The sequence below is a fragment of the Buttiauxella cochleicola genome (assembly GCF_021282405.1).
In the GTDB taxonomy this organism is placed as follows: domain Bacteria; phylum Pseudomonadota; class Gammaproteobacteria; order Enterobacterales; family Enterobacteriaceae; genus Buttiauxella; species Buttiauxella massiliensis.
This window is the reverse complement of record NZ_JAJSOU010000015.1, coordinates 12,573-33,594: the sequence shown is the minus strand read 5'-3', so window position 1 is coordinate 33,594 and position 21,022 is coordinate 12,573. Positions and strand designations below refer to the sequence as shown.

The following is a 21,022-nucleotide window of genomic DNA, read 5'->3' as shown; positions in this document are numbered from 1 at the left end:
AGAAAACCCCTACCTTTCTGCCACAAGAAACATTTATGCATTAGTAAATGTAATCAAAACCGCTTCGCTTTAAAAAAACTAAATCGTGACATTGTTCACAAAACGTTACCCTCTCAGCCTTTCCACTGGAGGTATCAATGCTATTACACATTCTTTATTTGGTCGGGATAACCGCCGAGGCAATGACCGGCGCACTCGCAGCAGGCCGCCGACGCATGGATACTTTCGGTGTCATCATTATTGCGACGGCTACTGCACTTGGTGGTGGGTCTGTGCGTGACATTCTGCTTGGGCACTACCCGTTAGGCTGGGTGAAACACCCTGAATACGTCGTGATTGTGGCCGTTGCAGCTGTACTCACCACGGTGTTTGCTCCTGTGATGCCTCATCTGCGTCGTCTTTTCCTGGTTCTCGACGCACTTGGGTTGGTTGTTTTCTCTATCATCGGTGCACAAATCGCATTGGATATGGGTGAAGGCCCAATCATCGCCATTATTGCAGCCGTAGTGACCGGCGTATTTGGTGGTGTCCTGCGTGATATGTTCTGTAAACGTATCCCACTGGTTTTCCAAAAGGAACTATATGCTGGCATAGCATTCGCCTCAGCAGTGCTCTATATCGTTTTGCAGCACTATGTTTCGAACCAGGACGTGGTGATCATTTCCACACTTATCTTCGGATTCACGGCACGTTTGCTGGCATTACGTCTGCGCCTTGGATTGCCTGTGTTCCACTACAAACATGCAGATCACTGATCAATAAATCCCCGAATTCCTTGCTGTGCCAGAAAAGCCGCTAGCGCAGCTATTTGGGGATGATTCACAAACTCCACCAGCTTTTTTGCCCTTATGGAACCGACTCCCGGCAGCTTTTGCCAACTAAGCTCATCCCTGGCAACCAAATGTGACCATTGTGAATCGGGCATTGTGGTGAGTACTGCTCTTGGTAGTGGCAAGCCAAATGCCAGCAGCCACTGCCTGAATGGTTGCTGTCGGGCTTGCGAGAATTGCTGCCATAAATGTGCCGTTCTGGCCACAGACACATTACCAATCTGAGACAAATCATTCTGAGTGACTGCCAACCAGGAAAAGATATGTTCCAGGTTGAGATTTTGTTGGAACTGCTGCCAGGAACGCACACTAACCCCGTTGATATTCAGTATTTCTGGAGAGCTTAACCACGTAAGACGAGCAATAAACTGCTCACGGCACCTGCTCTCAAAATAGAGGCAGCTCAGCGTCGTGTTCTTTTGTTCGGATGGTGGTTGCGGTTTATTACGCGGATTAACTCGCCACACAACCTCGTCAAAACGAGGAATTCCCTGCCCGGCAAGGCTCACCATTATCTGATCGCCTGCGACAATATCCAACGTCTGCCATTTTCTAACTGAACCGATATTTACTCGTTTAACGTGTTTATCATCAATTTGTAAGGGATGCAGATTAAGTACAACGGAGACTTTGCCCGTACGCCCCACAGCAAACTGAACGCTTTTAACTTCAGCAACTTGCTGTAATGGTGGATATTTCCATGCAACTACCCATGCAGCCTTTCCCGGAGCCCAGTACTTTCCCGTTGGTTCAACCCCTTCTCGGACAACCACGCCATCTGTCACAAAGGGTAATGGGGTCGTAAACCATGACTCGCGCAGCTTCGATATCTCATCCATAGAATTAACGGACTTTGACCAGGTTTTAGTCAGCGGGAAACCGGCCTGAGCAAGTACTTCCATTTTCTGGTTCATTTGCGTTGGCCCGTCGGGCCAGGCCCATATAAAGATCCCCAACTCTTTGAGTAAAGCAGGGTCACCCTTGCGCATCATAGCGCCAGCAGTTTTTCCTCGGGCGTTAATGCTGCCCATTGTTTTCTGTACGTGATTATCTCTTTTCCAGAAGATCTCACCCTGCAGCACACTATTGGCAAGTGGGCCGATAAGGGTTTGAGGGATGTCAGGAATCATTTTGGCTTTTACTGTCCAATCCTGCCCTTTTTCACCATCACCCCGGCTCAGAAGTTGAACGAGGCGACCCTGGCGATAAACCAATGTCACTGCCACACCATCCACTTTCGGCTGTACCCAGAGATCGGTTTTGCCTTTTACCCACAACGCAACGGCTGCTCTGTCGGGAAGTTTTTTAACGCCAGTATGAGCAACGGGATGAAGCGCTTTGCCGTGCGTGAATAATCCAGGCTGTTGAGGTTCTTCTGTTGGGCTAAAGCACCGCTGCCAATTATTGAACTGGTTACGTAGGCCATCGTATGTAGCATCACTGACGATACTAACACCTTGTTGATAATAGGCTTGATCCCATTCCCCAAGCTTTTCTTTCAATGTCGCCATCTCCTGCTGGGCTTGCTCAGAGGACCAGACCGGACATGATGCTGACGCCATTGCGCTGAACATCCCCAGCAACCCGATAAACTTTGTTATCCACCTCATATGACCCTCCGCGTAAAAGCAAAGAGAGATATAACGCTCAAAAACAAGCTGTGCGATTGGGTTTTAAAAAGGATGCGAGGGGCTTTCAGAGGTTTTTAATGTGTTGCAGTAATACGGCATGTTTTTTGGAAATCCTTGCGCAAAATGGCAGAAATATTGCTGGGGAGTGCGACAAATTCTCCGTGACACGTAGACGGCGTGTATAATAGGCCCGTATACGCACTTCTTTTTATGCTTACCGAATAAGTTAGAACTCATGGCTCAAGGCACGCTTTATATCGTTTCCGCCCCAAGTGGCGCGGGGAAATCCAGCCTCATCCAGGCTTTGTTAAAGACACAACCGCTGTATGACACGCAAGTTTCTATCTCCCATACCACTCGTGGTATTCGTCCGGGAGAGAAACATGGCGAGCACTATTTCTTTGTGGAAAAGGAAGAGTTTAAGCAGATGATTGCTGAAGACGCGTTCCTTGAACACGCGGAAGTGTTTGGTAATTACTACGGCACTTCACGCCATGCCATTGAGCAAGTTTTGGCAACAGGTGTAGATGTTTTTCTGGATATCGATTGGCAAGGTGCCAAGCAGATTCGTGAGAAAATGCCGCAAGCTCGCAGTATTTTTATTCTGCCACCGTCGAAAGACGAGTTAGACCGCCGCTTACGTGGCCGTGGGCAAGACAGTGAAGAAGTTATTACGAAGCGAATGGAGCAGGCTGTTGCAGAAATGAGCCATTACGCTGAATATGACTATTTAATAGTCAACGACGATTTTGACACTGCACTGTCAGATTTAAAAATTATCATTCGTGCCGAGCGTCTACGAATGGGTCGCCAAAAAGCGCGACATGACGCTTTAATCAGCAAACTATTGGCAGACTGAGCCCAGTTTCAGTATCATGCCCAGTCATTTCTTCATCTGTGGAGCATTTTAATTATGGCACGCGTAACTGTTCAGGACGCTGTTGAGAAAATTGGTAACCGTTTTGACCTGGTTCTGGTCGCCGCACGTCGCGCTCGTCAGATGCAAACTGGTGGTAAAGATCCACTAGTGCCTGAAGAAAACGATAAAACGACTGTAATCGCACTGCGCGAAATCGAAGAAGGGTTGATCACTAACCAGATTCTCGATGTTCGTGATCGCCAGGAACAGCAAGAGCAGGAAGCCGCAGAACTGCAGGCTGTTACCGCTATTGCTGAAGGTCGTCGTTAATTAGCCTGCGGGTAGCCCTTGTATCTGTTTGAAAGCCTGAATCAACTGATTCAACCATACTTGCCCGAGGAGCAGATAAAGCGACTTCGGCAAGCATACCTTGTTGCGCGTGATGCTCACGAGGGACAAGCACGTTCAAGCGGTGAACCCTATATCACCCATCCCGTAGCTGTAGCCTGCATTCTGGCCGAGATGAAACTCGACTATGAAACGTTAATGGCTGCACTACTGCATGATGTGATCGAAGACACCCCTGCTACCTACCAGGATATGGAACAACTGTTTGGCAAAAGCGTTGCCGAACTGGTGGAAGGGGTATCTAAGCTCGACAAGTTGAAATTCCGCGATAAGAAAGAAGCTCAGGCTGAAAACTTCCGCAAAATGATCATGGCGATGGTGCAAGACATCCGCGTCATTCTGATCAAACTCGCCGACCGTACGCATAACATGCGCACTCTCGGGGCTTTGCGCCCTGATAAGCGTCGCCGCATTGCTCGCGAAACCCTCGAAATTTACAGCCCTCTGGCACACCGTCTTGGTATTCATCATCTGAAAACCGAGTTGGAAGAGCTGGGCTTTGAAGCGCTTTACCCGAACCGTTACCGCGTCATTAAAGAAGTGGTTAAAGCGGCGCGTGGTAACCGTAAAGAGATGATTCAAAAAATTCTCTCTGAAATCGACGGGCGTTTACAAGAAGCGGGCATTCCTTGCCGCGTCAGCGGTCGCGAAAAACACCTTTATTCCATCTACTGCAAAATGACGCTCAAAGAACAGCGTTTCCACTCGATTATGGATATTTACGCCTTCCGCGTAATTGTTCACGACATGGATACCTGTTACCGCGTTCTTGGGCAGATGCATAGCCTATACAAGCCACGTCCGGGCCGGGTTAAAGACTATATCGCCATTCCAAAAGCGAACGGATATCAGTCACTGCATACTTCAATGATTGGCCCACACGGTGTGCCGGTTGAAGTGCAAATCCGTACTGAAGATATGGACCAGATGGCAGAAATGGGTGTTGCTGCTCACTGGGCTTATAAAGAGCAAGGTGAGAGTGGTACTACCGCGCAAATCCGTGCCCAACGCTGGATGCAGAGCTTGCTGGAGCTCCAGCAAAGCGCCGGTAGCTCATTTGAATTTATCGAGAGCGTAAAATCCGATCTGTTCCCGGATGAGATTTACGTTTTCACCCCGGAAGGGCGCATTGTCGAATTGCCGGCTGGTGCGACACCTGTCGATTTCGCCTATGCCGTACATACCGATATCGGCCACGCATGCGTTGGTGCTCGTGTCGACAGACAACCCTATCCGCTGTCTCAGTCGCTCAGTAGCGGCCAGACAATCGAAATCATTACCGCACCGGGCGCTCGCCCGAATGCCGCATGGTTGAATTTCGTTGTGAGCTCTAAAGCCCGCGCCAAAATTCGCCAGATGCTGAAAAACCTTAAACGTGATGACTCTGTTAGCCTCGGGCGCCGCCTGCTTAACCATGCGTTAGGTGGTAGCCGCAAGCTTGCCGAAGTTCCGCCAGAAAATATTCAACGAGAGCTTGAGCGCATGAAACTCGCCACGCTTGATGATTTGCTGGCTGAAATTGGCTTGGGTAACGCTATGAGTGTAGTTGTCGCGAAAAACCTGCAAGGTGAATCACAAGCGTCTTTACAGGCGAATGCTCTGCCGCATAGCCATCTGCCTATCAAAGGTGCAGATGGCGTGCTGATTACTTTTGCTAAGTGTTGCCGCCCAATTCCTGGCGACCCGATAGTAGCTCACGTTAGCCCTGGTAAAGGGTTGGTTATCCACCATGAGTCTTGCCGGAATATTCGTGGCTACCAGAAAGAAGCCGAGAAATTTATGGCGGTGGAATGGGATAAGGAAACTGAGCAAGAGTTCCTCACTGAAATCAAAGTAGATATGTTCAACCATCAGGGTGCGCTGGCAAATCTGACGGCTGCTATCAACACAGCAGGCTCGAATATCCACAGCCTGAATACCGAAGAAAAAGATGGTCGCGTCTATAGTGCGTTTATCCGTATGTCTGCCCGCGATCGTGTTCATCTGGCTAATATTATGCGCAAAATCCGCGTGATGCCGGATGTGATCAAAGTTACCCGCAACCGAAACTAGTGTTATGAATCCTCAACGTTATGCGCGTATTTGCGAGATGCTCGCCAGGCGTCAACCTGATCTGACCGTCTGCATGGAGCAAGTCCATAAACCTCATAACGTCTCGGCGATTATTCGCACCGCAGATGCCGTGGGTGTACATGAAGTCCACGCAGTCTGGCCGGGTAACCGAATGCGCACCATGGCCTCTTCTGCTGCGGGAAGTAATTCCTGGGTTGAAGTTAAAACGCACCGCGACATTGGCGAAGCAGTTGGCTATCTAAAAAGCAGCGGGATGCAAATCCTCGCCACCAACCTTTCTGATAAAGCCGTCGATTTCCGCGAAATTGATTACACCCGTCCGACCTGTATTTTGATGGGACAGGAAAAAACCGGTATCACCCAGGAAGCTCTAGCACTGGCAGACCAGGACATCATTATTCCGATGATCGGGATGGTGCAATCGCTCAATGTGTCCGTAGCTTCCGCACTTATTCTTTATGAGGCACAGCGCCAGCGCCAGAATGCCGGGATGTACCAGCGCGAAAACAGCACCCTGCCGGAATCCGAACAACAGCGCCTGCTGTTTGAAGGCGGCTACCCTGTACTGGCGCGAGTTTCCCGCCGTAAAGGTTTGCCCTACCCACATGTGAATCAGCAAGGTGAGATAGAAGCTGATGCCGCATGGTGGGCCACAATGCAATCTGCGGAGTAGCTGGATGAAAGGCCGTTTGCTGGATGCCATACCGTTAAGCACGCTTGCCGGAGTCGGCGCCAGCCAGAGCGGCAAACTGGCCAAAATTGGCCTGTACACCATTCAGGATCTTCTGCTCCACCTGCCGCTTCGCTACGAAGACCGTACCCATCTCTACCCTATCAATGACCTGCTGCCAGGCGTTTACGCCACGGTGGAAGGTGAAGTGCTGAACTGCAATATCAGTTTTGGCCGCCGCCGTATGATGACCTGCCAGATTTCTGACGGTACCGGCATCCTGACGATGCGTTTTTTCAACTTCAACGCGGCAATGAAAAACAGCCTCGCGACCGGTAAACGCGTGCTTGCCTATGGTGAAGCAAAACGCGGCACGCACGGCGCAGAAATGATTCATCCTGAATACCGCGTTCAGGGCGACCTCAGTACGCCAGAATTACAGGAAACGCTGACGCCGGTTTACCCGACAACCGAAGGTATTCGCCAGGCTACATTGCGCAAGCTGACCGATCAGGCTCTGGAATTGCTCGATACCTGCGCCATTGCAGAATTGCTCCCGGCTGATTTGAGTAAGGGAATGATGAGCTTGCCAGAAGCGCTGCGCACTCTACATCGTCCGCCGCCATCAATGCAGCTCGCCGATCTGGAGACGGGAAAACACCCGGCTCAACAGCGCTTAATTCTCGAAGAATTACTGGCACATAACCTGAGCATGCTCGCGCTTCGTGCTGGTGCTCAGCGTTATCATGCGCTGCCTTTGCATGATCATGACGATTTAAAAAACCGCCTGCTAGCCGCCCTGCCGTTTAAACCAACCGGCGCGCAGGAACGAGTCGTAGCGGAAATCGAGCACGATTTGGCGCTGGATGTCCCGATGATGCGCCTGGTACAAGGTGATGTGGGGTCTGGTAAAACGTTGGTTGCCGCACTCGCCGCGCTGCGTGCGATTGCGCATGGCAAACAAGTGGGCCTGATGGCTCCAACCGAATTGCTCGCCGAGCAGCACGCTAATAACTTCCGCCAGTGGTTTGCGCCGCTGGGCATTGAAGTGGGCTGGCTTGCTGGTAAGCAAAAAGGCAAAGCGCGTATCGCTCAACAGGACGCGATCGCCAGCGGTCAGGTGTCGATGGTAGTGGGAACACATGCGATCTTCCAGGAACAGGTGCAGTTCTCGCAACTTGCACTGGTTATCATTGATGAACAACATCGCTTTGGTGTTCATCAACGCCTGGCGTTGTGGGAAAAGGGCCAGATTCAAGGCTTCCATCCACATCAGTTAATCATGACTGCAACCCCCATTCCGCGCACTTTAGCGATGACGGCCTATGCCGATTTGGATACTTCGACCATTGACGAACTCCCACCAGGCCGAACGCCAGTCACCACCGTCGCGATCCCTGATACCCGCCGCAACGATATTATCGACCGGGTGCGTGGAGCTTGCAGTGATGAAGGCCGTCAGGCGTACTGGGTTTGTACGTTGATTGAAGAATCAGAATTGCTCGAAGCCCAGGCCGCGGAAGTCACGTGGGATGAGCTAAAAATCGCCCTGCCTAATCTGAATGTCGGCCTGGTTCATGGCCGTATGAAGCCACAGGAAAAGCAGGCTGTGATGCAGGCTTTCAAAGAAGGCTCAATTCATCTGCTGGTTGCGACAACAGTTATTGAAGTTGGTGTTGATGTACCGAATGCCAGCCTGATGATTATTGAAAACCCTGAGCGTCTGGGTCTTGCGCAACTCCACCAGCTTCGTGGCCGTGTGGGTCGTGGGGCGGTTGCATCTCATTGTGTGTTGCTTTACAAGTCGCCACTGTCGAAAACCGCACAGCTGCGTTTACAGGTACTGCGTGATAGCAACGATGGCTTCGTGATTGCTCAGAAAGATTTAGAAATTCGTGGTCCGGGGGAATTACTCGGCACGCGCCAGACGGGAAGTGCCGAGTTTAAAGTAGCAGATCTATTGCGCGACCAGGCGATGATCCCGGAAGTACAGCGCCTTGCGCGCCATATTCATGAACGCTATCCCGAGCAGGCAACCGCGCTCATTGAACGCTGGATGCCTGAAACGGAACGCTATTCAAACGCCTGATGGCTTAGCCAAAGATTGGCAGCATCAAATACATCTTGATGACCAGCGCGTTGACGATATCAATAAAGAACGCGCCAACCATCGGCACTACCAGGAACGCCATATGTGACGGGCCGAAACGCTCGGTAATCGCCTGCATATTGGCAATCGCCGTTGGCGTTGCCCCAAGGCCAAAACCACAATGCCCCGCAGCCAGAACCGCCGCATCGTAGTTCTTCCCCATCAAGCGATAAGTCACGAAAATCGCATACAACGCCATAAAGATGGTTTGTACGGTCAAAATTGCCAGCATCGGCAACGCCAGCGAAGCCAGTTCCCACAGCTTGAGGCTCATCAGCGCCATGGCGAGGAACAGCGACAAACAGACGTTCCCCAGCACGGAAACCGCGCGTTCAAATACCCGGTAGAAGCCAAGCAGTGAGAGCGTATTGCTGAGGATAACCCCAACAAATAACACGCAAACGAATGTCGGCAATTCGAAGCTGGTGCCTTGAATGAGATGGCCGACAAACTTACCGACCGTAAGGCAGATAGCAATCATCGCGATGGTTTCTATCAACACCATAGAGGTGATCATGCGCCCTACCGCTGGCTTTTCGAATGCGGTTGGATCAATGCTATCTTCTGGTGTGCCATCGGGTGTTGAGGAGTGTTTGACCAGATAACGCGCCACTGGCCCGCCAATCAAACCGCCCAATACCAGACCAAACGTTGCGCAAGCCATTGCCACTTCGGTGGCATTCTGGAAACCATAACGTTCGGTAAACAGTTTGCTCCAGGCTGCACCCGTACCATGCCCGCCTGATAACGTAATAGAACCCGCCAGTAAACCCATTAATGGATCAAGGCCCAACAGGCTCGCCATACCGATACCAATGGCGTTTTGCATGACCAGCAAACCCACCACCACCACCAGGAAAATACCGACAACTTTGCCACCCGCTCGCAAGCTAGACAGATTGGCGTTCAGGCCGATTGTGGCAAAGAAGGCGAGCATCAAAGGATCTTTGAGGCTCATATCAAATTCAAATTCCCAACCGACACTTTTTTTGAGTACCAGCAAGGCAAGGGCGATTAAGAGTCCACCCGCTACGGGTTCAGGGATAGTGTATTTTTTTAATAGCGGTATGGTGTGGACCATTTTTCGGCCCAGTAATAACACGAGAGTCGCAGCAACAAGGGTAGAAAGGGTGTCGAGATAAAACATAGAAGTGCTCCTGTTTGCGCATATTTCTCACAGACGCTTTTAATTATCCTTCACTGGAATTTCAGGTTCTAGAAAAGTCAGCAGCTGGATTTTAACCAAAAAACAGTCGAAAGTTATATAAAAAGCTCGGCATATACACTTTTTATCTTAGGAAACACCCTTAGCAAACGTTTGCTTTTGGCCTTCAGTCCGCTAAAATCACCGTTTTTTCGGGAGGGGATAATTTCTAATGTCTGTTAATGCTGTTGAGTCTGAAGGTGCGCAACCGATTGCCCACGCTAGTTCCAGTGAGTTGATTTACCGCCTGGAGGACCGTCCACCTCTCCCGCAAACTCTATTCGCTGCTGGGCAGCATTTATTAGCTATGTTTGTTGCGGTGATCACACCTGCGATGTTGATTTGCCAGGCTCTGGGACTTCCAGCAGAAGATACCCAACACATTATCAGTATGTCCCTGTTCGCATCAGGCGTGGCATCAATTATCCAGATTAAAGCGTGGGGCCCGGTAGGCTCTGGGCTTCTGTCTATTCAAGGCACCAGCTTTAACTTTGTCGCACCGCTGATTATGGGTGGCATGGCATTAAAGAATGGCGGGGCTGATGTTCCGACGATGATGGCTGCACTTTTTGGCACCTTAATGCTCGCAAGCTGCACCGAGATGCTTTTATCGCGCTTCCTTCACCTTGCTCGCCGCATTATCACGCCACTGGTCTCCGGTGTAGTTGTGATGATTATTGGTCTTTCCTTAATTCAGGTTGGCCTGACATCTATTGGCGGTGGCTATGGTGCAATGAGTGACCATACATTTGGCGCACCGAAAAATCTGCTGCTGGCAGGCGCAGTATTAGTGGTCATTATTCTTCTGAATCGTCAGCGTAACCCGTACTTGCGCGTGGCTTCGCTGGTAATCGCCATGGCAGTAGGTTACGCGCTGGCATGGGCAATGGGCATGCTGCCTGATGTTGCGCCATCAACCAATACTGACCTGATCATGGTGCCAACACCGCTTTACTACGGCCTGGGCATTGACTGGAACCTACTGATTCCGCTGATGCTGATCTTTATGGTGACCTCCCTTGAAACCATTGGCGATATTACGGCGACGTCTGACGTCTCTGAGCAACCGGTTTCTGGGCCACTGTATATGAAGCGCCTGAAAGGCGGCGTGCTGGCTAATGGCCTGAACTCTTGCGTTTCAGCCGTATTCAACACCTTCCCTAACTCTTGCTTTGGCCAGAACAATGGCGTTATTCAGCTTACGGGTGTTGCCAGCCGTTATGTTGGATTTGTCGTCGCGTTGATGCTGATTGTGTTGGGCCTGTTCCCGGCAGTAAGTGGGTTTGTGCAGCACATTCCTGAGCCAGTTTTAGGTGGCGCAACTATCGTGATGTTCGGCACGATCGCTGCCTCCGGTGTGCGTATAGTCTCCCGCGAGCCACTAAATCGTCGTGCGATTATGATTATCGCGCTGTCTCTGGCGGTGGGTATGGGCGTTTCACAGCAGCCACTGATTCTTCAATTTGCTCCTGACTGGCTAAAAACGTTGCTCTCCTCCGGTATCGCTGCCGGTGGTATCACCGCTATCGTGTTAAACCTGATTTTCCCACCTGAAAAAAATTGATGTACCTCACGCGCTGGTTATTTGTTAGCGCCAGCGCGTGTTACCCCTCCTGACAATCCCATCCTTGAGCTATAACGGTAAATGGGGCATAACACCCTTACCGAAACTTCATGGGATGGAAGACAATGAAATTTCTAGGAAAGCTGATCATAGCTTTATTGGTTGTCATAATAGTGGCACTCATAGCCGCTTATTTATTACTTCAAACTCGTTGGGGAGCATCCCAAATCAGTAGTTGGGTCAATGAGAAGAGTGATTACAATTTCTCTTTTGAAGTGATCGACCACAAGTGGGCATCGCCCACTCATGTCACGCTGACAAACGTCACCTTCGGACGCAAAGGCCAGCCAGCGACTCTGGTTGGGCAAAATATTGATATTGGCCTGAGCTCACGTCAATTTTCAGAGCCTTTGCACGTCGATACGATTTTGCTGCAAAACGGAACGCTAAATATCAGCCCCAATGCTGCCCCGCTACCCTTCCAGTCCGATATGCTGCAATTGAGCGATATGGCAATCAACAGCCCAAATACTGGGTGGGATCTGCACGCTCAACGCGTCAACGGAGGAGTAATACCCTGGCAGCCAGAGCAAGGTAAAGTGCTGGGTAATACTGCTGATATTCAATTTAGCGCCGGTTCCATGACACTCAACGGTGTTCCGGCTACCAACGTCTTGTTGCAAGGTGCGATTAATAACGAACAGGTGACGCTCTCAACCATCGGTGCAGACATTGCGCGTGGCTCGCTCACCGGTAATGCAAACCGCCTTGCCGATGGATCCTGGCAGATTGGCAGCTTACGGCTCAACGATATCCGCCTACAAACCAATAAATCCATTACCGATTTCCTGGCCCCTCTTGGCAGTGTCCCTTCACTGAAAATCGATAGTCTTGAGGTGACAGATGCACGCATGGAAGGAAAAGACTGGGCAATAACCGATTTAGATCTGAGTTTGCGCAACCTGACGTTGGCAAAGGGCGGCTGGCAAAGCGATGACGGGCGTTTATCGATGAATGCCAGTGATTTTATTATTGGTGCGTTGCAGCTAAACGACCCTATCGTGAATATCGATTTTAACCCGCAAACCGCTGTGATTCGCCAGTTCACTTCCCGTTGGGAAAGAGGCATGGTTCGCGCCTCAGGCGAATGGCAGCGCAATGAGAATAAACTGACACTTGATGAGCTGGTCTTTGCCGGGCTGGAATATACGCTGCCAGCCGACTGGAAAGCACGCTGGATAGAGCCTTTACCGCAGTGGTTAAACACGGTGACGATTAAAAAACTGTCGGCAAACCGTAATTTGATCATCGATATTGATCCCGCCTTCCCGTTCCAGCTCACCGCATTAGATGGCACGGCGAATAATCTCGAAGTGGTGCGCAATAGCCAGTGGGGAATATGGAGTGGGAACGCTACGCTGAACGCCGCGGCCGCCACGTTTAACCGCGTCGATGTTCGCCGCCCATCCATTTCATTGAATGCTGCTGACAGCCAAATATCTATTACAGAACTTAGTGCTTTTACTGGTGAAGGTATGCTGGAAGCGACTGGCGCTATCTCGCAGGCTCCGCAACGCAATGCGGCGATGAATCTGCGCGGGCGTGCGGTGCCAGTAAATGTGTTGCAGCAATGGGGATGGCCAGCGCTACCGCTTGAAGGCAACGGTAATTTGCAGCTTTCAGTAACCGGTAACCTTGCAGCTCAAACACCACTGAAACCCACGGTGAACGGGACATTACAGGCCACCAGCGCCGACGGAAAACAAGTACAACAGACCATGCAGAATGGGGAAGTACCCGGCGCATAAGCGCCGGGCTGTAACCCTTCAACTATTCTTCTTCGTTGCCGCCCTCTTCAAGCGGGCCAAAAGGTTTCGCGGGGAGAACCAGATACACACCTTCAAAAACAGCGCCTTGCGTATCATCACCGTAAAGCTCAACTTGCAACGCAACGCGAGCTTTGCGGCCACGCGCCAGGCGGTCGAGATCGCCGCTCAACGAACCTAAATCAGCAATCGCCCCCGGTCTTCCGGTGATCGGGCTGCTATATCGGATATGCGCATCAGCAAGAATAATCGTGCCGCCCAGATGGCGCTCCCGCAACATCAGCCAAATAAGTCCCCAGCCCGTCAGAGTCGCGAGCGAAAACAGGCTGCCGGCGAATAAGGTTTGATGGGGATTTTGGTTGCCCGCTTCTGGCATGGTGGTAATGAATTTCTGCCCGGTGTATTGCAGGATGCGCACGCCCATTTTTTCACTTAATGGAATGTGTTCGTACCAGGCCTGCTGCAACTGACCGCACCAGTCGGCGCGATGAAGAATGTCATCTAGCGAAGCGACGGGTTTTATCATCAAATAGTGGCGAATGGGCGTGGTCGAAGGCGTAGTAATTTCACCCTGATTCTCAAAGCCCAATTTGGCAAAGAACTCGACCGCATCTTCACGTGCGCTACATACCACACGTTTAACCCCTTCCTGGCGCGCGACAGTTTCCAGCGTCATTGCCACCAGCGTACCCAGACCTTTGTCTTGCACCGAGGGGTGAACCGCCATAAAACGGATCGCTGCTTCGTTATCAGCATTGATGTACAAACGGCCAATTGCGACCGGATTGCCTTCTTCATCTACCACCATCTGGTGGTGAGCTAAGGCATCCCAGGCATCGCGCTCGGAGCCTTTGGGTTGATGCAACGGCTTACGTAGCATCTCCCAGCGAAACTGGTAATAGAGCTCAAGCTCTTCTTCTGTTTGCGGTACGCGAAGGTGATACATACATGTACTCTCTCTTGTTACGCGGGACCGTAAAGGCTGCGAATTCAGACCTGTAACCAAAACGTCACTGGGCCATCGTTGGTCAGGCTGACTTTCATGTCGGCGGCAAAGCGACCTGTTTCGGCAACAATGCCCTGCTGTCGACAGCGTTGGACAAAGTATTCATATAGCTCTTCAGCAAGCTCAGGTGCTGCACCACAAGAAAAACTCGGGCGCATACCGCGTTCGGTATCAGCGGCGAGGGTAAACTGCGACACAACTAGTACGCTGCCACCGGCTTGCTGAACGTTCAAATTCATCTTGTCGTTTTCATCGCCAAAAATGCGGTAACCCAAAACACGTTCGCAAAGGCGATTCGCTTTCTGTTCGTTATCTTCTTTTTCGACACCCAATAACACTAAAAGTCCCGGGCCAATTTCACCCGTCACTTCACCGTCCACGGTGACGCGAGCGTGGGTGACACGCTGTATTAATGCAATCATGGTTCTTCCAATTCTTCCTGCTGTGCTTCGACACGGAGTTTGCGGTAATCACCGAGAGTGACAGTAATTTCGGCGCCGAGCAACACGATACACCAGGTCCAATAGACCCAGACAAATAAAATGGGGATCACGGCTAAAACGCCGTAAATCAATTGGTAAGAGGGAAACATGGTGATGTAGAGGGCAAAACCTTTCTTCCCAAGCTCAAACAAAAGAGCAGCCACCAGCGAGCCAATCAGTGCATCTCGCACCGGGACTCGAGTGGTTGGAACAATGCTGTATAACATCCAGAATGACAGCCAGGAGAGCAGCAAAGGGAAGATACGCAACACGATATCAATCGTGCTGTTAAAGCCCGTCACCCAGCGCAGCGAAAGCAGATACGAACTGATCACCAGACTCGCACCTGCCAGCAGCGGCCCTAGCGTCAAAATCATCCAGTAGACGGCAAACGAGTATATTTTTGGCCTGGTTCGCGTGCTGCGCCAGATAGTATTTAGCGCGCTATCCACGGCATACATCAGCAGCAATGCAGTAACGATAAGGCCACAGGCCCCCACAGCAGTCATCTTGTTGGAGTTAGCAACAAACTGTTCGATATAGCGCTGGATGATATCGCCCGTCGCGGGCAGAAAATTTGAGAAGACAAAATGGCGCAGTTGGATGCTAACGTCGGCAAACATCGGGAAAGCTGCAAATAACGCAAACACTACCGCAACCAAAGGCACTAGTGAGAGCAATGACACGTAAGCAAGGTTACCTGCAAGCGTGGTCATATTGTCCTGGTCAATCCGATGCCAGAGCAATTTACCCCAGGCGATACAGGGCCTGAGGTGCTTGCTCGTTTTGCGATGAACGTCTTTTATCATAGGCTTTTTGAGAAATAATCGGGCACCGTGTTTTTACCGGTCACCAAAATGCTGGTGATCCCCACCTGTTGAGCTCCTTTAATATTATCGGCGTTGTCGTCAAAAAAGACGGCTTCACTGGCAGAAAAACCTTCTTCTTCGAGGAGTTTTTGATAGATCTCAACGTCGGGTTTACGCATGCCCATTTCCTGGGACAGATAGATTTTATCTGCCGCCTCGGCTATTTGCGGGTATTCACCTGGCCAGAAATAAGTATGTAAGCGGTTGGTATTAGAGAGCACAACGACACGATGGCCTTGTTCACGAAGTTTGTTCATCACATCAATAACTTCCGGGCGTAGGCCAACAAAAATAGCCTGCCAACCGGCAGAGAACTGATCAAAGCTCAACGCCATGCCCATTTCTTCGCATACCGCAGCAGCAAATTCTTCGTCACTAATTTGCCCCCGCTCGTGGCGTTGAAACGCCTCGCCCATTACAAAGCTTTTCTGCAAATTCGCTAGCGGGACACGGCTGTAATCGCTCCAGACCCCCATTACTCGGTTGAAGTCGATATCAACGATGACGTTTCCTAAATCAAAGATATACAGCATAAGCCTCTCCTTTGCGCATGGACAAATAACTGTAGCGGTAAAGGGTAGCTTTGACTATCGCTGATAAAAAGGCGATCCGGGTTCTGCGAGTTATTAAGCAAAAAAAAGCCCCGCCTAAACAGGCAGGGCTTCAATGCTTTGCAGCAAAGAAACTTACGCTTCTTTGCTACCACGACCCGCACGTTTGCGGTCGTTTTCAGTCAGGTGACGCTTACGAATACGTACGGAAGTCGGAGTAACTTCTACCAGTTCGTCATCATCGATGAATTCCAGAGCCTGCTCCAGAGACATCTTCAATGCAGGAACCAGAGTTGTTGCTTCGTCAGTACCGGACGCACGCATGTTGGTCAGTTTCTTACCGGTCAGGCAGTTTACAGTCAGGTCGTTAGAACGACTGTGAATACCGATGATCTGGCCTTCGTAAACTTCTGCACCGTGACCCAGGAACAGCTTACCGCGGTCCTGCAGGCTGAACAGAGCAAACGCGACTGCTTTACCCTGGCCATTAGAGATCAGCACGCCGTTCTGGCGCTGGCCGATTTCGCCTGGTTTCACGTCGTCGTAGTGGCTGAATGTGGAGTACAGCAGACCAGTACCAGAAGTCATGGTCATGAACTCAGTACGGAAGCCGATCAGGCCACGTGCTGGGATCAGGTAATCCAGACGGATACGGCCTTTGCCGTCAGGGATCATGTCTTTGACATCGCCCTTACGCTCACCCATTGCCTGCATTACAGAACCCTGGTGCTGTTCTTCGATATCCAGAGTCACGTTTTCGAACGGCTCTTGCATACGACCATCGATCATACGGTTGATTACTTTCGGACGGGACACAGCCAGTTCGAAGCCTTCACGACGCATGTTTTCGATCAACACAGACAGGTGCAGTTCGCCACGACCGGATACACGGAATGCATCCGCGTCTTCGGTTTCTTCAACACGCAGTGCAACGTTGTGCACCAGCTCTTTGTTCAGGCGGTCAAGGATCTGACGAGAGGTAACGAATTTACCTTCTTTGCCACAGAACGGAGAGGTGTTGACGTTGAAGAACATAGTAACAGTTGGTTCATCAACAGACAGTGCTGGCAGCGCTTCAACATTTTGCGTATCGCAAAGGGTGTCGGAGATGTTCAGCTCGCCCAGACCGGTAATCGCGATGATGTCGCCGGCTTCAGCTTCGGTGGATTCAATACGCTCCAGACCGAGGTGAGTCAGTACTTTACCGACTTTACCGTTACGAGTTTTACCTTCGCTGTCGATGATAGTGATTTGCTGGTTAGGCTTCACTTTACCGCGTTTGATGCGACCGATGCCGATAACGCCAACGTAGTTGTTGTAATCAAGCTGGGAGATTTGCATCTGGAACGGACCATCAGAGTCAACGGATGGTGCTTTAACGTGGTCAACAATCGCCTGGTACAGCGGGGTCATGTCTTCCGCCATCTCATTGTGATCGTTACCCGCGATACCCATCAATGCTGATGCATAGATGATTGGGAAATCGAGCTGCTCGTCGGTCGCATCAAGGTTAACGAACAGGTCAAATACCTGATCAACAACCCAGTCAGGACGCGCGCCAGGACGGTCAACTTTGTTGATTACAACAATTGGCTTCAAACCGTGGGCAAATGCCTTTTTAGTTACGAAGCGCGTCTGCGGCATTGGGCCATCCATTGCGTCAACGACCAGCAGAACGGAGTCTACCATGGACATTACACGTTCAACTTCACCACCGAAGTCGGCGTGCCCAGGGGTATCAACGATGTTGATACGGTAGTCATTCCATTTGATAGCGGTGTTTTTAGCGAGGATGGTAATCCCACGCTCTTTCTCCAAATCGTTGGAGTCCATCACGCGTTCAGTGGCTTCAGCACGTTCGTTACTGAAAGTACCAGATTGCTGCAGCAGCTTATCAACCAGGGTAGTTTTACCATGGTCAACGTGCGCGATGATGGCGATATTACGCAGATTTTCGATCACAACTTTGCCTCAGGCATTAGAAATAGCGCGTTATTGTACACGTATTAATCGAAGGACATAACAGGATCACAAAGAACTTTTACAAACAATGTAAAAAGTAATGGTTTGTGATCGCTTTCACGGAGCAAAAAAGGGAGCCACAACGAAAATTGCACCAATATGGTGCTCAAATCTCAGACTGAAGCACTACATTGGTGCAAACTATCCATCGTGGTGCAGCCCTTTTGCACTATAGTGCGCATGATAGCGCCTTTTTGGGGTAATTTAAAAGTTGGCACAGATTTCGCTTTAATCATTTCAGGGCAACAAGCCAATTCAATGACCAAATCCGGGAGAGTTAAGTATGTCCGCTGAACACGTTTTGACGATGCTGAATGAACACGAAGTGAAGTTTGTTGATCTGCGCTTCACTGACACCAAAGGTAAAGAACAGCACGTCACTATCCCTGCTCATCAGGTTACTGCTGACTTCTTCGAAGAAGGCAAAATGTTTGATGGCTCTTCAATTGGTGGCTGGAAAGGCATCAACGAGTCAGACATGGTTCTAATGCCAGATGCGTCTACTGCTGTCATTGACCCGTTCTTCGCTGATTCTACGCTGATCATTCGTTGCGACATTCTTGAGCCAGGCACCATGCAGGGTTATGACCGCGACCCACGCTCCATTTCCAAGCGCGCTGAAGATTACCTGCGTTCTACTGGCATCGCCGATACCGTACTGTTCGGGCCAGAACCAGAGTTCTTCCTGTTCGACGACGTTCGTTTCGGTAGCTCTATTTCCGGTTCTCACGTTGCTATCGATGATATCGAAGGCGCATGGAACAGCGGCACCAAATACGAAGGCGGCAACAAAGGCCACCGTCCTGCGGTTAAAGGCGGTTACTTCCCAGTTCCACCAGTTGACTCCGCACAAGACCTGCGTTCTGCAATGTGTCTGACTATGGAGCAAATGGGCCTGGTTGTTGAAGCTCACCACCACGAAGTAGCAACTGCTGGTCAGAACGAAGTGGCTACCCGCTTCAACACCATGACTAAAAAAGCAGATGAAATTCAGATCTACAAATATGTGGTTCACAACGTTGCTCATGCTTACGGCAAAACAGCGACCTTTATGCCAAAACCAATGTTTGGCGATAACGGTTCTGGTATGCACTGCCATATGTCCCTGGCTAAGAACGGCGTAAACCTGTTCGCTGGTGACAAATATGCTGGCCTGTCTGAGCAAGCGCTGTACTACATCGGCGGTGTTATCAAACACGCTAAAGCCATCAACGCCTTGGCTAACCCAACTACTAACTCCTACAAGCGTCTGGTCCCGGGTTACGAAGCTCCAGTAATGCTGGCTTACTCTGCAGCTAACCGTTCTGCTTCAATCCGTATCCCAGTTGTTGCGTCTCCGAAAGCACGTCGTATCGAAGTACGCTTCCCGGACCCAGCGGCTAACCCGTACCTGTGCTTCGCAGCGCTGCTGATGGCTGGTCTTGATGGTATCAAGAACAAAATCCATCCGGGTGAAGCAATGGACAAAAACCTGTACGACCTGCCGCCAGAAGAAGCGAAAGAGATCCCACAAGTTGCTGGCTCTCTGGAAGAAGCACTGAGCTGCCTGAACGAAGACCGCGAGTTCCTGACTGCGGGCGGCGTGTTCACTGATGAAGCTATCGATGCTTATATCGCGCTGCGTATGGAAGAAAACGACCGTGTGCGTATGACTCCGCACCCAGTTGAGTTTGAGCTGTACTACAGCGTTTAAATAAGTAGTCATCTCCAATTTTAGCCCATCGTTGATGGGCTTTTTTATCCACAAATAACCTGTTGCAGCAACGTTTTTTGCCGCCAGGAAACTATAATGCACCATCACAGTGCAAATTATCGGAGACTGCTGTATGGCAACCGGCACACTGCCCGATGCTGGGCAGATCCTGAATTCTTTAATCAACAGTATTTTACTGGTCGATGACGAGCTGGCGGTCCATTACGCCAACCCGGCGGCACAGCAACTTTTGGCGCAGAGTTCGCGCAAACTTTACGGCACACCGCTACCAGAACTGTTGAGTTACTTTTCGCTAAATGTTGGCTTAATGCAGGAAAGCCTGACCTCAGGCCAGGGCTTTACCGATAACGAAGTCACACTGGTTATTGATAGCCGCTCTCATATTCTTTCCCTGACTGCACAACGTTTACCAGAAGGTTTCATCCTGATGGAAATGGCGCCGATGGATAACCAACGTCGTTTAAGTCAGGAGCAGCTACAGCAAGCGCAGCAAATTGCCGCTCGTGACTTAGTCCGTGGGCTGGCTCATGAGATTAAAAACCCTCTCGGCGGGTTACGCGGTGCAGCGCAGCTTCTGGCTAAAGCCTTACCGGACCCTTCGCTCACTGAATACACCAAAGTGATTATTGAGCAAGCCGACCGCTTACGTAATCTGGTCGACAGGCTGTTAGGCCCGCAGCAACCAGGCATGCACGTCACAGAAAGTATTCATAAAGTCACCGAACGGGTGATGAAACTGGTGTCGATGGAGTTGCCAGCGAATGTCACTCTGATAAGAGATTACGACCCAAGCTTGCCTGAACTGGCGCACGACCCGGATCAAATTGAACAGATTTTACTGAATATTGTGCGTAACGCGCTTCAGGCGCTGGGCAGTGATGGTGGCGAAATAGTGTTACGTACGCGTACCGCTTTTCAGCTTACTCTGCACGGCACTCGCTATCGCCTGGCTGCGCGTATTGATATTGAAGACAACGGTCCGGGTATTCCGGCCCATCTGCAGGACACACTATTCTACCCAATGGTGAGCGGACGTGAGGGAGGGACAGGATTAGGTCTTTCTATTGCACGCAACTTGATCGATCAGCATTCGGGAAAAATCGAATTTAACAGTTGGCCAGGCCATACCGAGTTTTCGGTTTACCTGCCTATTCGTAAGTAGAG

General features: G+C 50.6%; 17 protein-coding genes. 10 read left to right on the top strand and 7 right to left on the bottom strand.

Annotated features, from left to right (window positions below; all coding sequences use genetic code 11):
* Positions 1–137 precede the first annotated feature (137 nt).
* Complete coding sequence (locus tag LVQ79_RS18165; protein WP_232865988.1) at positions 138–755, top strand: trimeric intracellular cation channel family protein; 618 nt, start codon at positions 138–140, stop codon at positions 753–755.
* On the opposite strand, the gene ligB is transcribed toward LVQ79_RS18165, so the two are convergent.
* Positions 749–2,440 (bottom strand): NAD-dependent DNA ligase LigB, encoded by a 1,692-nt coding sequence (ligB, locus tag LVQ79_RS18160; protein ID WP_232865987.1) that lies wholly within the window; start codon positions 2,438–2,440, stop codon positions 749–751. The two genes, LVQ79_RS18165 and ligB, sit on opposite strands and share 7 nt — an antisense overlap.
* 256 nt (positions 2,441–2,696) lie before the next feature.
* Between ligB and gmk the strand changes: the two genes are divergently transcribed.
* The 5 genes from gmk to recG are packed head-to-tail and all read left to right on the top strand — an operon-like array spanning position 2,697 to position 8,560.
* Complete coding sequence (gene gmk / locus LVQ79_RS18155; protein ID WP_034461475.1) at positions 2,697–3,320, top strand: guanylate kinase; 624 nt, start codon at positions 2,697–2,699, stop codon at positions 3,318–3,320.
* Between the two features lie 54 nt (positions 3,321–3,374).
* Positions 3,375–3,650, top strand: coding sequence for a DNA-directed RNA polymerase subunit omega (gene rpoZ / locus LVQ79_RS18150; RefSeq protein ID WP_034461476.1), 276 nt, complete (start codon positions 3,375–3,377; stop codon positions 3,648–3,650).
* Positions 3,651–3,668: 18 nt separating this feature from the next.
* A complete protein-coding gene (gene spoT / locus LVQ79_RS18145; RefSeq protein ID WP_134187697.1) occupies positions 3,669–5,780 on the top strand; it encodes a bifunctional GTP diphosphokinase/guanosine-3',5'-bis pyrophosphate 3'-pyrophosphohydrolase in 2,112 nt (703 codons plus the stop codon).
* A 4-nt stretch (positions 5,781–5,784) separates the two neighbouring features.
* Positions 5,785–6,474, top strand: coding sequence for a tRNA (guanosine(18)-2'-O)-methyltransferase TrmH (gene trmH / locus LVQ79_RS18140; protein WP_151995405.1), 690 nt, complete (start codon positions 5,785–5,787; stop codon positions 6,472–6,474).
* Between the two features lie 4 nt (positions 6,475–6,478).
* Complete coding sequence (gene recG / locus LVQ79_RS18135) at positions 6,479–8,560, top strand: ATP-dependent DNA helicase RecG (protein ID WP_232865986.1); 2,082 nt, start codon at positions 6,479–6,481, stop codon at positions 8,558–8,560.
* 4 nt (positions 8,561–8,564) lie between these two features.
* On the opposite strand, the gene gltS is transcribed toward recG, so the two are convergent.
* Complete coding sequence (gene gltS, locus LVQ79_RS18130; RefSeq protein ID WP_232865985.1) at positions 8,565–9,767, bottom strand: sodium/glutamate symporter; 1,203 nt, start codon at positions 9,765–9,767, stop codon at positions 8,565–8,567.
* A gap of 229 nt (positions 9,768–9,996) precedes the next feature.
* Here gltS and LVQ79_RS18125 point away from each other — a divergent pair, with 229 nt between their 5' ends.
* On the top strand, positions 9,997–11,388 hold the full coding sequence (locus LVQ79_RS18125; RefSeq protein WP_232865984.1) for a nucleobase:cation symporter-2 family protein: 1,392 nt from the start codon (positions 9,997–9,999) through the stop codon (positions 11,386–11,388).
* Positions 11,389–11,513: 125 nt separating this feature from the next.
* Complete coding sequence (locus LVQ79_RS18120; protein ID WP_232865983.1) at positions 11,514–13,196, top strand: AsmA family protein; 1,683 nt, start codon at positions 11,514–11,516, stop codon at positions 13,194–13,196.
* 22 nt (positions 13,197–13,218) lie between these two features.
* Here the strand turns inward: LVQ79_RS18120 and fabY are convergent, their stop codons facing one another.
* From fabY to typA, 5 genes are all read right to left on the bottom strand, one after another.
* Complete coding sequence (gene fabY, locus LVQ79_RS18115; protein WP_232865982.1) at positions 13,219–14,160, bottom strand: fatty acid biosynthesis protein FabY; 942 nt, start codon at positions 14,158–14,160, stop codon at positions 13,219–13,221.
* Positions 14,161–14,204: 44 nt separating this feature from the next.
* Entirely contained in the window at positions 14,205–14,642 is a 438-nt protein-coding gene (gene dtd, locus LVQ79_RS18110; RefSeq protein WP_064514968.1) for a D-aminoacyl-tRNA deacylase, read from the bottom strand.
* Positions 14,639–15,511, bottom strand: a complete 873-nt coding sequence (locus LVQ79_RS18105) for a virulence factor BrkB family protein (RefSeq protein ID WP_064514966.1) — start codon at positions 15,509–15,511, stop codon at positions 14,639–14,641. Before LVQ79_RS18105 ends, dtd begins: the two co-directional genes overlap by 4 nt.
* Positions 15,508–16,104 carry a glucose-1-phosphatase gene (gene yihX / locus LVQ79_RS18100; RefSeq protein ID WP_232865981.1) on the bottom strand — a complete coding sequence of 199 codons (597 nt, stop codon included), beginning with the start codon at positions 16,102–16,104 and terminating at the stop codon, positions 15,508–15,510. Before yihX ends, LVQ79_RS18105 begins: the two co-directional genes overlap by 4 nt.
* 153 nt (positions 16,105–16,257) lie before the next feature.
* On the bottom strand, positions 16,258–18,084 hold the full coding sequence (gene typA, locus LVQ79_RS18095; RefSeq protein WP_064514962.1) for a ribosome-dependent GTPase TypA: 1,827 nt from the start codon (positions 18,082–18,084) through the stop codon (positions 16,258–16,260).
* 343 nt (positions 18,085–18,427) lie between these two features.
* Between typA and glnA the strand changes: the two genes are divergently transcribed.
* Together glnA and glnL are read left to right on the top strand one after the other, a co-directional pair.
* Positions 18,428–19,837: a glutamate--ammonia ligase gene (glnA, locus tag LVQ79_RS18090; RefSeq protein WP_151995412.1), complete on the top strand. Its 1,410-nt coding sequence runs from the start codon at positions 18,428–18,430 to the stop codon at positions 19,835–19,837.
* A gap of 133 nt (positions 19,838–19,970) precedes the next feature.
* Entirely contained in the window at positions 19,971–21,020 is a 1,050-nt protein-coding gene (glnL, locus tag LVQ79_RS18085; protein ID WP_232865980.1) for a nitrogen regulation protein NR(II), read from the top strand.
* The last annotated feature ends 2 nt before the right edge of the window (positions 21,021–21,022 follow it).